The organism is Nocardia sp. NPDC051052 (assembly GCF_044456045.1).
In the GTDB taxonomy this organism is placed as follows: Bacteria; Actinomycetota; Actinomycetes; order Mycobacteriales; family Mycobacteriaceae; genus Nocardia.
Genome location: NZ_JBITFL010000001.1, coordinates 24,875 through 37,010 on the forward strand (window position 1 = coordinate 24,875; position 12,136 = coordinate 37,010).

A 12,136-nucleotide genomic window follows, 5' to 3' on the forward strand; every position below is an offset into this window, starting at 1 on the left:
TGCCCTATGCCGCCGGCTCGTAGGTGACTTCCTTGACCCAGGTCGGGTCCTTGCGCAGCAGCGCCTTCGGCACCCTGGCGGTGATCTTCACCAGCGCGTCGGCGACCAGGTGGTACGGGTGGCCGCGGTCGATCACCCAGCCGCCCTGCAACTTCACCAGCTGATACATCGGCAGCCTGCGCGCGAATTCGCTGCGCTCACCGACATTGGCGTAGCGCTTGAGCGCCGAGTACAGCTTCTCCTCGTCGACGCCCATCTCGACGATGTTGTCGCGAATCTTGTTCAGCAGCGGCACGTAACTCAGCACGCCGATGATCAGCGAAGGCTTCAGCCAACCACCGACGAGATCGGTGGCGAGCTTGCGCGCCCGTGCGTGGCCGAGCACATCCATCACCGCGAAATCGACGGCCAGATGGCGAGATTCGTCGTTGTTGATCTTCTTGAAGACCTCCTGGCAAACCGGGTCGTGGATCTCGTCCATGATGAACTTGACCAGCGCGCCGTCCAGCGCGACCTCGAGCATCGGAATGACGGTGCCCAGGAACGACAGCGACATGCCGTCGGCGTACTTGTCCAGGAAGTCGATCACCAGCTTGACGTTGATGTTCGGCTGCGGGATCTCGTCGCCGTCGAGCATGCCCCAGCGTCGCATCAGCGCCAGTTCGGCATTGGCGTGCCGCTGCTCCTCAGCGTGGAAGTATCGGTAGATCTCGCGCAGCGTCTCGGTGGGCGCCTTCTTCGCCATGGCGGCGAAGCCGCGCGCGCCGACGTTCTCGATCCACATCAGATCGGCCATGAACGGCTTGAGCTTGGCGTGCAGCTCGGGCGAGATCATCTCGGCACCCGGTGCGTCCCAATCGATGTCGGCCAGCGCCCACTGCCGGTCTTTGATCTTGGTGAGCATGTCGTCGAAGTCCATCGTGATGGCCATGTCAGACTCCTGTCTTGTCGGTGACCGAGGTGCGGTCGGTGGCGGGGGAGTTGTCCTGGGGCAGCACTCGATCCAGGAGGCCGAGGACATAGGTGTACTGGGCGGGGAAGTAGCGCTTGAGCCGCCAGACGACGTGGGCGTCCAGCTGCGGCAGCACATACAGCTGTCCGCGGTCGTGCGCGTCGAGGGTGTTGCGGGCGACGTATTCCGGGGAGAAGCCGGTCCAGCGCATGAGGGTGTCGGCCAGGCTCGCCGACTGCTGGGTGATCCGGCCGTCCTTGGCCACATTGGTTTTCACGAAGGTGGGGCACAGCACGGTGACCGCGACCCCGGTGCCGCTGAGCTCGGCCGCCATCGTCTCCGACAGCGACATCACGCCCGCCTTGGACACGTTGTAGACGGCCATCGAGGGCGCGGCGGCGAACCCGGCGGCCGAGGCGACATTGATGATCCCGCCCCGGCGCGCGGCGCGCAGCTGCGGCGTGAACACCTCGCACCCGTGCACCACACCCCACAGGTTGATGCCGAGCGCCCACTCCCAGTCCTCGAATCCGACCTGGCCGACGCGCTTTCCGCCGATGCCGACGCCCGCGTTGTTGATGACCAAACTGACCGGGCGTTCGAACAGCGATTCGGCAAAGCGCGCAAGGTTTTCCACGTCCTCGCGGTGCGCCACATCGCAGCGGAAGGCGTGCGCGGTGCCGGGATGCTTGCGCTCGATCAGCGCGACGGTCTGATCGGCGCGGGTCTCATCGATGTCGGCGCAGATCACCTGGCCGCCGCGTTCGGCGATCTCCAGCGCGAAGGCCCGGCCGATACCGCTGCCCGCGCCGGTCACCACCGCTCGCGCGCCATACGTGCGCCGGGGCCGATTGCCAAGGGGCAGCAGCTTTTCCAGTCCGAACATCGTTAGCTCACCTTCTCGGAGACAGTGCGGTCGGCCAGCGCCGCGCGCAGGAACTCGGCCGCGCGGGTCAGGGCCTGATCGGCTTCGGGCACCAGCGTCGGCAGCGCCTGGAAGACGTGCACCTGACCCGGCCACACCTCCAGTTCGCAGCTGCCGCCCGCGGCGCGCACCATCTCGCACAGCGCTCGCGCGTCGGCCCTGAGCATTTCGGTGCCACCGACCTGAATGAGCATGGGCGGCAAGGGCATCCCTTGCGGCACCGTCAGCCGCAGCCGGGGCAGGTCATCGGGCAGGCCCTGCGTGTACTCGCGCGGCATCCGGCTCGCGGCCTCGGCCGAGATGAGCGGATCACGGTGGCGCCGTTCCTGTTCGGCGGCCAGCCGCAGGGTGAGGTCGAACAGCGGCGAGAACATCGCCACGGCCGCGGGCTGCGGGATGCGGTGGCGGTCGTTCTCGATGAGCAGGTCGAGCGCGAGGTGCCCGCCCGCCGAATCACCGGCGATCACCAGATCGTCTGCGGCATAGCCGCGTTCGAGCAGCCAGCGGTAGCCCGCCTCGATATCGTCGGCCGCGGCCGGGAAGCGGTGTTCCGGCGCGAGGCGGTAGTCGGTGACAAATACCGGGAGTCCGGTCTTGCGCGACAACTGCGCGGCCAAACCGCGATGGGTGCGCGCCGAGCAGATGACGTAGGCGCTGCCGTGGATGTAGTAGATGGCTTGTCTGCCGAAACAGACCCCGGCGGCACGGACCCATTCGCCACGCACCGGCCCGGACCGAACCGGGGTGACGGCGGTGCCGCGGGGCACCGGACCGCCCACGGCCATGAAGGTGGCGACCAGCTTGCGGGCGAACCAGACGCCAGTGGCGTTCATCGGCACCGCGTTGTTCAGCGGACGTAACCCGATCTGGGTGGCCGCCGCGGCCAGTGTGGACCGTGCGGAGGCGGTGGTCGGTACCCCAGGTATCGAGGTCTTCGTTGACCTTGTCATGCGTTCAGCATCAGCGATGAATGTGCCAGTTGTCAATGGCACATTTGTTGCAGGCTGATCGCGATGTGGGTTGACCTGCGACGACGACCGCGGCATCAGCTGGGTACTGGTGCCGCGGTCGTCGAGGTTCGGGATATTCGGTTATCGGTGGTTTCACCGCGCTTTGCGCAGGCCCAGGTACTGCATGGCGGCGAAACCGCCGACGGTCACCGCCTGCATGACCGCCCAGACCGAGCCGACCAGGTTCAGCTCGAGCGCGCCCTCGACGAGGGCGGCCAGGCTGACCACGACCCAGGCGGCGTTGCCCGCGATCACCACGCGGGTGGCGGTGGTGCTGATCGACTGCCTGGTGCCGATGATCGCCACCGCCACGCCGTACAGCGTCAGGAAGATGCCGATCGGGATGCCGATCTCGGTGTCCAGGCCGAGCAGCGACTCCAGCGGCTTGGCGAGAGCGAGGTAGGCCAGGCCGTTGACGCCGGTGACCACGGCATCCAAGCGGAGCGAAAGGCGAAGCAGTTGTGGGCCAGGGGCCTTTACGGCGGACAGGTAGGACGGGGCGATGGTGGTCATGGCAGGGCTTCCTTCGGTGAATAAGGTTGTGGCGGAGCGGGTTCGGTCAGGCTGCGGCGGGGACCTTGTCGAGGAAGCCGTACACGTTGGCGAACCGGCCGTCCTCGACGACGGCCACGTCGAAGCCGACCACCACGGCCGGGGCGTCGGCGGGGCCGAGCTCCCAGGTGAACCGGACCTGATCGTGGTGGGCGTCCACCGGCCCGGCCAAGCGGAACGTCCAGCCGGGGAATTGTGCTTGCGCGGCGGCGATTCCGGCGTCGATGGCGTCGTGCCCGGCGACCGCCATCAGCGGGTCGGTGTAGCCGGCGGTCTCGGTGAAGACCCGGGCGACGGCGGCCTTGCGGTCGGTGGCGTCGGTGGTGTTCCAGGCTTCCAGGTACTGGGCGACGATGGTGTTCATGATGGGCTCCTTCGGGGCTGTGATCTGCGGTTTCGCTGTCGTTCTTGCTGACAGGAACTACGTTATGGCCGCAGGGGGTGCCCCGAATCAGTCATCTATAAGTACTTTTCGCCGTCGTATACGTACGTCGGCGGTCCGGGAGTCAGTAGCCTCGGTCCGGATCGACAGGGGCCAGGAGGTCTTTGCCGGTGACGAACCGTTCGACGTTCGCGCAGGCGTGGTCGGCGAAGGCGGCGAGCCGCAGCTGTGGCGGGTTCGAATCATGCGGTGTCACAATGGCATTCGGGAGCGCCCAGAGCGGATGACCGTCCGGCAACGGCTCCGGATGGGTGACATCGAGCCCCGCGCCCGCGATCGCGCCGGAGGCGAGCGCGGTGACCAGGGCGTCGGTGTCGATCAGGCTGCCGCGCGCGATATTGATGACCCACGAGTGTGGCTTGAGCCGGGCGAGCACGTCCGCGTCGATGAGATGGTCGGTCGCTGGGGTGGCCGGAGCGGCGACGACCACATGGTCGGTGCGCGGCCACACCCGGGAAAGGTGATCGGTCGAGATCGTTTCGACCGTGTCAGGGATGCCAGGACCGGTGACCGGACGGCCGGACCGGTTGACCGCGATCACGTGCGCACCGAGCGGTGCGAGCATCGGGATCAGCGCCCGCCCGATACCGCCGGCGCCGACGATGGTGACCGTCTTACCGCGCAACGAACCGATGTGCGGGATGAAATCCTGCCGCCGCCAGCTGGCCGCCCGCAGCTGTTCGGGCAGATAGCGCACGCCCGCCAGCAACAGCATCAGCGCGTGCTCGGCCACGCTGGCCGCGAAAGCGCCTGCGGCCGAGGTGAACTGCACCTTCGGATGAGCGGCGATAACGCCCGCGTCGAACCACTCCTCCACCCCCGCCGCGGGCAGTTGCACCCACTCGATCGTCTCCGGCAACTCATCCGGAAACTGTCCCGGGGTACCCACCCAGATCAACCCCCGCGCCTCATCAAGCGCGGCCACACTCGCCCCGGCATCCGCGACCGCCTTCGCCAGCAACGCAGGAGGCGGATCAGCGGGCGCGATCGCTATCGCTACTGCCGGTCGGCTCATGGATAGACCTCCTTCGGAGCAGTACAGCGGGTGCGCAATGCGCTGGTGGCAGCGCTGCGGCGACGTTATCACTGCCCCCGGCCCGCACCCCGCCTGCCGCGGGGGCGGATCAGTCCTCGTCGAGGTCGGTTTCCTGGTCGAGGTCGGCGTCTACCTTGTCGCGGTCGGCCCATTCCAGGAGTTGATCTATGTCGAAGACCGCGTCGTCGATGCCCTCGTGTAGGTCGCCCAGTTCGGCGAAGCGGGCCGGGACGGTTTTGATGGTGAAGTCGCGGGGGTCGACGTCGGGAATCTCGTCCCAGTGGATCGGGGTGGAGACGGTGGCGGTCGGCACGCCGCGGACCGAGTAGGCGGCGGCGATGGTGTGGTCGCGGGCATTCTGGTTGTAGTCGACGAACAACATCTTGGGGTCGCGGTCCTTGCGCCACCAGGTGGTGGTCACGTCGTCGGGTGCACGGCGCTCGACCTCGCGGGCGAAGGCGAGCGCGGCGCGGCGCACCTCCTTGAAACCCCAGTTCGGTGCGATGCGGACATAGATGTGTAAACCGTTGCCGCCGGACGTCTTCGGCCAGCCGACCGCGCCGAGCTCATCGAGCACCTCGTGCGCGACGCAGGCCACTCGCTGCACGCGCGACCACGGGCAGTCCGGCATCGGATCCAGATCGATGCGCCACTCGTCGGGGCTTTCGGTGTCGGCCGCGCGCGAGTTCCACGGATGGAACTCGACCGTCGACATCTGCACAGCCCAGATCACGTCGGCCAGCTCATCTACACACAGCTCGTCGGCGTGCCTGCTGTAGCGGGGGAAGAAGACGCGCACCGTGTTGATCCAGTCCGGCGCGCCCGCGGGCAGTCGCTTCTGGTGCACCTTGGCCCCGGCCAACCCCTTCGGGAAGCGATGCAGCATGCACGGCCGATCGCGCAGCGCGCGGACGATGCCGTCGCCGACGCTCAGGTAGTACTGCACCAGGTCGAGCTTCGTCGCGCCGGTCTCCGGGAAGTACACCCGGTCCGGGTTGGAAATGCGGATCGTGCGGTCGCCGACATCCAGTTCGATGGCCGACGCCGCAGCCTTGCTGGCCACGCGTCCGACGATAGCCGACCCGGCACCGCGCCCGCCGCCCGAAAACGCGCTTCACAATGTGCGGCACTCTGGTATGCATGACGGTATGAGTAAGGCGACGCGCGTGACCGTGACGCTGGATCCGCAGGTGGCCGAATGGGCAAAACAGGCGGCCGACCAGCAGAATCGCAGCTTGTCCTCGGTGATCAACGCCTCGCTGCGCACCGCGCTCGTGCACGACAGCCTGGCCAAGCTGGCCGTCGACGACGCCGCCGAGCAGGTCGCGGCCTACGACGACTTGAACGTCACCGAGGCGGCCGAGACCGACGCCCGCGGCGCCGCATGAGACGCGGTGAGGTCTGGCGTTATTCCCCGGCCTTGCGCGACGGCACTCCGCTGCCGAGACGCATGTCGGTGGTCCTGGTATCCGACTCCGCGGTGATCACCTCGCCGTACCGCTGGCTGCACGTCGTTCCCCTGCGCGACGCCGACCCCGGCCACGTGCTTGCCACATACACCGAACACGGCTGGGCCGACACCCTCGAACTGCACCGCGCCTACCGTCCCTGGCTCGCCGAGCAGCTCGGCGAACTGACGACCAGCGAATCCGAATCCCTCGACGCCAGGTTGCGCGCCACCCTCAGTCTGTAACTTCGCTGCCCGCGAACATCGTTGTGCCCGCCCGTCCGGCGAGCACACTGGACCTCATGAGAAAACTATTGCGAGCCATCCGAAGATTATTGGGCGGCAAGGTGACCACCGGCGGCGGCAGACCTGGACGCGAAGGCGGCGGCGGCACCGCAGGCGTCCGCGAACCCCGCCGCCCATTACCCCCGGACAACCACCTGAGCGCAACCCGACGAATCGAACCCGACCCACCGACGATCACCCTCCCCGACCCCCGCCACTGACCGGCGCCGGGACGCGGCGACGCCCGCCAGGTCTTTTGGCGACCATTTGACTCACGTCGACGGGGTTGGGCTAGGTGACCGATGCGAGGGCGAAGGGGAGTACCGCGTCGGCGCCTGCGGTGCGGAGGGCGTGGGCGGCGAGGGTTAGGGTCCAGCCGGTGTCGGAGAGGGTGTCTACCAACAGGATTGGGCCCTCTACGTTGGTCAGGTCGGGGACGTCCCAGGAGTCGAACAGGCCCGCGACGCGGTGTGCCGAGTTGGCGGCGGATACCGGGGGGCGGTCCGGGCGATTCGGCAGGGTGCCCAGGTCGTTGAGGCGGCCGATCTCGGCGAGACCTGCGGCGAGGGTGGCGGTCAGCACGGGGTAGCGCTGGGATTCCAAGGCCAGTACCGAGGTCGGCCGGGTGGTCCACTTCCAGTCGCGCAAGACGGCGACGCAGGCTTCGAAGACCTTCTCGGGGATGGGATCATCGGGGCCGTCGAGCAGGGTGCGCAGGCGCTGGCCCCAGCCGAGATCGGTGAGCCTGCCGAGCACGCGACCGGTCTCGGCGCCGCCGGTGATCTTGCCGGACAACGGGATACCGAGCTTCGCCATCCCGGTGGGCCACTGCTTGCGTGGGCTCAGATCCAGTCCGGGACGGTCGAGGCGGGCCCGGGTGGCGGCGACCGCCTCGGCGTCCACCGAGACGTCGGGCCGGGTGCCGGTGCAGTTGTCGCAGCGGCCGCAGCCGGGCGAATCCACTTGCCCCGCAGGCAATCCCGGGTCGTCCAGCTGGCTGCGCAGGAACACCATCCGGCAGGCGCTCGTCGACTGATAGTCGACCATCGCCTGCTGCTCGACCTCGCGGGCCTCGGACAGCCGCTCATAGCGTTCGGTGTCGTAGGTCCACGGTTGACCGGTGGAGATCCAGCCGCCGCGCACCCGGTGCACCGCGCCGTCCACGTCGAGCACCTTGAGCACCATCTCCAAGCGGGAGCGGTTCAGCTCGACCAGCGGTTCCAGTGCCACGGTGGACAAGGCCCGGTCGGTGTCGAGCGCGTCGAGCACCGAGCGCACGATGTGTTCGCGCGGAAACGCGACGGAGGCGAAGTAACTCCAGATCCGCGCGTCCTCCGGTCCGGGCAGCAGCACCACCTCGGCGCGCTCGGTGCCACGGCCCGCACGGCCGACCTGCTGGTAGTAGGCGATCGGCGAGGAGGGCGCGCCGACGTGCACGACGAAGCCGAGATCGGGCTTGTCGAAACCCATGCCGAGCGCCGAGGTGGCGATGAGCGCCTTCACCTCGTTGTTCAACAGCGCCGACTCCAGCGCCTCGCGTTCGGCGGGATCGGTCTGGCCGGTGTAGGCGGCGACGGTGTGTCCATGCGAGTTCAGCACGTCGGCCAGGTCGTGCGCGGCCGCGACGGTGAGCGTGTAGACGATCCCCGAGCCGGTGAGTGTGCGCAGGTGCCCGCTGAGCCACGCGGTGCGTTCCACCGCGTCGTCGAAGCGCACCACCGACAGGTGCAGCGACTCGCGGTCCAGCGTGCCGCGCAACACCAGGGTGTCGGTGCCGATCTGGGTGGCGACGTCGGTGACCACCCGGTCGTTCGCGGTCGCGGTGGTGGCCAGCACCGGCACATCCGAGCCGAGGTCGGCGATGAGCGTACGGATCCGCCGGTAGTCGGGCCGGAAGTCGTGGCCCCAGTCGGAGACACAGTGCGCCTCGTCGATCACCACGAGTCCGGCGTCGGCGGCGAGCTTAGGCAGCACCTGATCGCGGAAGTCCGGATTGTTCAGCCGCTCCGGGCTGACCAGCAGCACGTCGACCTCGCCGGACGCGACCTGGCTGTGGATTTCATCCCATTCGGTGACATTGCCCGAATTGATCGTGGCGGCAACCACGCCCGCCCGTTGCGCGGCGGCGACCTGGTTGCGCATCAGCGCGAGCAGCGGCGACACGATCACCGTCGGCCCGCGCCCGGCCCCGCGCAGCAGCTTGGCGGCGATGAAGTAGACCGCCGACTTACCCCAGCCGGTGCGCTGCACCACCAGCGCGCGGCGCCGCTGCACCACCAGCGCCTCGATCGCCGTCCACTGATCCTCTCGTAGCCGAGCGTCGGGCCCCGCCAGCTCGCGCAGCAGGTGTTCCGCGCGCTCGCGAAGGTCGGGTGCGGTGAGGTCGATCGCCGGGACATCGGTCGCCGTGGTCATGCGCTCCATCGTGCCCGACGGTACCGACAGCAACCGCGCGCGTCGCGCCCACCCGCCCCGGCGGTGCTTGTCGATATCGATACCGGTCGGACTCTCGGTAACCGCCGCGATGTGTCCTACACTGCGTGAATCGCCGCGATGACACCGTGATCACCGGCTTCCGCGGCGGCGTTCACCACAAGTGAGCGCGGTTCGAAACGAGTACGAGGCTTCCTGGTCGACGCCGAGGACGAGTCGAATGACCGAGCGTAGCGAGCGAACGATAGACACAGCCGAGCACTCGCTCGGGCCGGAGCCGTGCGTGACCGGGACGCGGTCATGAACGGCTACCTGCGATTACTTCGGGATTGGTGGCGGGACGGCGTCGACTACCGCTGGGTGGTGAACGCCCTCGCCGACCGCTCAGCACTCGGCGTGGTGAAGTACGCCATCGGACTGTGCGGACTGGCGACGCCGCTGATCAGCGTGCTGACGGTGACGTCGTCGGCGGGTCCGCAGTACCTGCTCGGCCGGGTGGTGCTGTGGTGCATCGTGGTGGCGGCGGTGCTGTGGGTGGTGCGCTGGTGGTGGCTGCCGTGGCCGAGCAGAGTGGAATCGCTGACGTTGGTCGCCATCGGCGACGTGTGCATCACGCTGGTCTGTGTGCTGAGTCCGGGCAATGTCGTCCGGTCGGTCGGGATGATGCTGTTGCTGATCGTCGGCATCTATGTCAGCGCCTTCCACAGTCCGCAGGTGCTGGCCGGGCACACGGCGTGGTCGTTGGCGTCGGCGGTGGTACTGTCGATTCCGCTGTTCGGCGTCGGCGATGCCGCGTCGGCGGTGATCATGATCCTCGGCATGGTCGCGGCCACGGTGGTGCCACCCGGCCTGCAGTTCTGCTACTGGGTGCTGCGCAGTGACATGCTCTCCGATCCGTTGACGATGCTGTTGAGCAGACGCGGATTCGAGTACCACTCCGCGATGACGGTCGGTGGCTCCGGGCCGGTGCCCGTCTGCGTGATGATGGTCGATTTGGATCGGTTCAAAGCGGTCAACGACGCGTTCGGGCATGCCGCGGGCGACAAGGTGCTGGTTCAAACGGCGGATCGGTTGCAGCGCGTGGCACCCGAGCACAGCATCGTCTCCCGGCTCGGCGGCGAGGAGTTCGCGATCGTCGCGCGCCTGCCCGTCCCCACCGCGGTCGATGCCGCCGAGCGACTACGCAGCGCCGTCGCCGAACCCATCGGCTCGATTTCGGTCACCGCCAGCATCGGTATCGCCGTCGCCGACACGGGTGCCGACGGCTACCGGCACAGCCGCCAGCTGGTGCAGGATCTGATCAGGTGCGCCGACAGCGCGATGTATCAGGCGAAACAGCGGGGCGGCAATACCGTTGTGGTGGAGCACATCACGGTGCTGCAGGGTATCGATAGCCATGACGTGACACGGTCGGCATGAGAATTACGCTCCGCCACAACAACATCCGTCAGTGCGTTCCGGCCGGCGCGGTCTCCTCGGCGAGGGTGATCAGCCGGGCCCGGATCAGGTCGGGGCGTTCCTCGGCGATGAAGTGACCGCAGTTCGCCACCCGCTCCAGCGTGTAGTCATCGGCTTTCGCGGTCTCGGCGGCGGCAAGCGAGTGGTGCACGGCACTGTCGTCGACACCGAACAGAGCCCGGATCGGGATGGTGGCGCGGCGGGTTTCCCCATGACGGGCACCGCGCGGAAGTTCACGGAGCAAGAAGGTGCGGTATGTGTCGACACCGGCGCGCGCGACGCCCGGGTCGCGGAACCGATCGGCATACGCGCGAACCACTTCCGGACCGAACTCCGCGCGATTCTTGACGCCCTTGGCCAGCATCACCTCGAGCAACCGGGTGCGCTGCTGCAAGTACTGCCCGAACGTGGCGACGACCGGTTGGTAGACCAGGAACCGCCACACATGCGGCAGAAAACTGCGCGGCGTCTGCCACGGATGAGCGATATTCAGCACCAGGTATCCGTCGAACCGCTCGGGCTCGCGCAACACCATGAGGTGTCCGATGTAACCGCCCCAATCGTGGCCGATCAGCAGCACGTGGTCGAGCCCGAGTTCATCGAGCAACGCCAGTACATCGGAGGCGACATCGTCTTTGGCCCACCGGTGTGGCGCCGGACCGGACCAGCCATAACCCGGCAGGTCCGGCACGATGATGCGCAGTCCCGCAGGGGGATCGGCCAGCAGATGGCGATACGCGTAGTGATGCTGCGGCCACCCGTGCAGCGCCAGCACCGGTCGACCGTCCGTGGGTCCGGCCTCGGTCACATGGAAGTCCACGCCGCGCGCGGCCGCGAAGTAGCGGCGAACACCTGGAATGGCCGGGGGCTCGGTGGCCGTCGCAGCGGGCGTTGTGGAGCCCGAACCTCGTTGTTGCTGGCGCATACCCGATGGTAACCAGTCCTGACGTGCGCGTCTCTCCGGTCTCGCCGGAAGCGTGATCGTAACCGCCTCGGCGCGGCATTCGACGCGAAATGACCATGAACGGCGGACAATAGGGGCCGAGAGGATCCCGACAGCGGGTCCGCGCAGGAGGGCAACGATGTCGAGCCAATACCAGCCGCCGGCGGGCTGGTCGCCGCCGGGCTCCCAGTTCCAGAGTCGCAGCGGCTTCGGCCGCACGCTCACCGGCACGCTGATCTCGCTGGTGATCACCCCGATCGGGATCGGCCTATCCGCGCACGGCGCGCTCGACACCAGGCAGTGGGTCATCCTGGGCAGCTCGGCGGACCGCTGGGGTTCGAACTTTCAGATCATCGGCGGTGCGGTGCTGCTGTTCCTGGTGGCGGCGTTGGCCGCGTTCTCCCCGGTGGGCACGGCGATCGCGGGCCTGGTGTGGGGTGTGATCCCCGGGATCCTGCACATTGTCTTCCCGGACGACACCTACCGGCAGGTCGAGAATCTGCCGGAGCTGTCCGACGATTTCCATCTCGCACTGCACAATTGGATACTGAACGGCTTCGCGCTGCTCACCGGCATGTTCTTGCTCGGCGCGGCGTTCGCGGCGACCCTGCGGCGCAAGTGAATCGAGGCCGCGCCCACCGGTGGTGGGCGCG

Annotated in this window: 14 protein-coding genes; 5 read left to right on the forward strand and 9 right to left on the reverse strand. The window is 67.9% G+C overall.

The window, feature by feature from the left end:
- Positions 1–4 precede the first annotated feature (4 nt).
- The 7 genes from ACIBCN_RS00115 to ligD form a co-directional block, all read right to left on the reverse strand.
- Entirely contained in the window at positions 5–925 is a 921-nt protein-coding gene (locus ACIBCN_RS00115; RefSeq protein WP_396990142.1) for a ferritin-like domain-containing protein, read from the reverse strand.
- Between the two features lie 7 nt (positions 926–932).
- Positions 933–1,838, reverse strand: a complete 906-nt coding sequence (locus ACIBCN_RS00120; protein WP_396989244.1) for an SDR family NAD(P)-dependent oxidoreductase — start codon at positions 1,836–1,838, stop codon at positions 933–935.
- A 2-nt stretch (positions 1,839–1,840) separates the two neighbouring features.
- Positions 1,841–2,827, reverse strand: coding sequence for an alpha/beta hydrolase (locus tag ACIBCN_RS00125; protein ID WP_396989245.1), 987 nt, complete (start codon positions 2,825–2,827; stop codon positions 1,841–1,843).
- Between the two features lie 153 nt (positions 2,828–2,980).
- The gene (locus tag ACIBCN_RS00130) at positions 2,981–3,400 is read right to left on the reverse strand and encodes a hypothetical protein (protein ID WP_396989246.1); all 420 of its coding nucleotides are present in this window, start codon (positions 3,398–3,400) and stop codon (positions 2,981–2,983) included.
- Between the two features lie 46 nt (positions 3,401–3,446).
- Positions 3,447–3,803: a nuclear transport factor 2 family protein gene (locus tag ACIBCN_RS00135; protein ID WP_396989247.1), complete on the reverse strand. Its 357-nt coding sequence runs from the start codon at positions 3,801–3,803 to the stop codon at positions 3,447–3,449.
- Positions 3,804–3,945: 142 nt separating this feature from the next.
- The gene (locus tag ACIBCN_RS00140; RefSeq protein WP_396989248.1) at positions 3,946–4,896 is read right to left on the reverse strand and encodes a D-isomer specific 2-hydroxyacid dehydrogenase family protein; all 951 of its coding nucleotides are present in this window, start codon (positions 4,894–4,896) and stop codon (positions 3,946–3,948) included.
- Positions 4,897–5,005: 109 nt separating this feature from the next.
- Positions 5,006–5,980, reverse strand: coding sequence for a non-homologous end-joining DNA ligase (gene ligD / locus ACIBCN_RS00145; protein WP_396989249.1), 975 nt, complete (start codon positions 5,978–5,980; stop codon positions 5,006–5,008).
- An 85-nt stretch (positions 5,981–6,065) separates the two neighbouring features.
- Here ligD and ACIBCN_RS00150 point away from each other — a divergent pair, with 85 nt between their 5' ends.
- From ACIBCN_RS00150 to ACIBCN_RS00160, 3 genes are read left to right on the forward strand one after another with little or no spacing between them, the layout of a single operon-like run.
- Complete coding sequence (locus ACIBCN_RS00150) at positions 6,066–6,305, forward strand: DUF6364 family protein (RefSeq protein ID WP_396989250.1); 240 nt, start codon at positions 6,066–6,068, stop codon at positions 6,303–6,305.
- Positions 6,302–6,610 (forward strand): hypothetical protein, encoded by a 309-nt coding sequence (locus ACIBCN_RS00155; RefSeq protein WP_396989251.1) that lies wholly within the window; start codon positions 6,302–6,304, stop codon positions 6,608–6,610. The genes ACIBCN_RS00150 and ACIBCN_RS00155 overlap by 4 nt, the downstream gene beginning before the upstream one ends.
- Positions 6,611–6,666: 56 nt before the next feature.
- Positions 6,667–6,870, forward strand: a complete 204-nt coding sequence (locus ACIBCN_RS00160; protein WP_396989252.1) for a hypothetical protein — start codon at positions 6,667–6,669, stop codon at positions 6,868–6,870.
- Positions 6,871–6,940: 70 nt separating this feature from the next.
- On the opposite strand, the gene ACIBCN_RS00165 is transcribed toward ACIBCN_RS00160, so the two are convergent.
- A complete protein-coding gene (locus tag ACIBCN_RS00165; protein WP_396989253.1) occupies positions 6,941–9,064 on the reverse strand; it encodes a RecQ family ATP-dependent DNA helicase in 2,124 nt (707 codons plus the stop codon).
- Between the two features lie 297 nt (positions 9,065–9,361).
- On the opposite strand from ACIBCN_RS00165, the gene ACIBCN_RS00170 reads away from it, so the two are divergent.
- A complete protein-coding gene (locus tag ACIBCN_RS00170; RefSeq protein ID WP_396989254.1) occupies positions 9,362–10,501 on the forward strand; it encodes a GGDEF domain-containing protein in 1,140 nt (379 codons plus the stop codon).
- Positions 10,502–10,529: 28 nt separating this feature from the next.
- On the opposite strand, the gene ACIBCN_RS00175 is transcribed toward ACIBCN_RS00170, so the two are convergent.
- On the reverse strand, positions 10,530–11,465 hold the full coding sequence (locus ACIBCN_RS00175) for an alpha/beta fold hydrolase (protein ID WP_396989255.1): 936 nt from the start codon (positions 11,463–11,465) through the stop codon (positions 10,530–10,532).
- 157 nt (positions 11,466–11,622) lie between these two features.
- On the opposite strand from ACIBCN_RS00175, the gene ACIBCN_RS00180 reads away from it, so the two are divergent.
- A complete protein-coding gene (locus ACIBCN_RS00180) occupies positions 11,623–12,105 on the forward strand; it encodes a hypothetical protein (RefSeq protein ID WP_396989256.1) in 483 nt (160 codons plus the stop codon).
- The last annotated feature ends 31 nt before the right edge of the window (positions 12,106–12,136 follow it).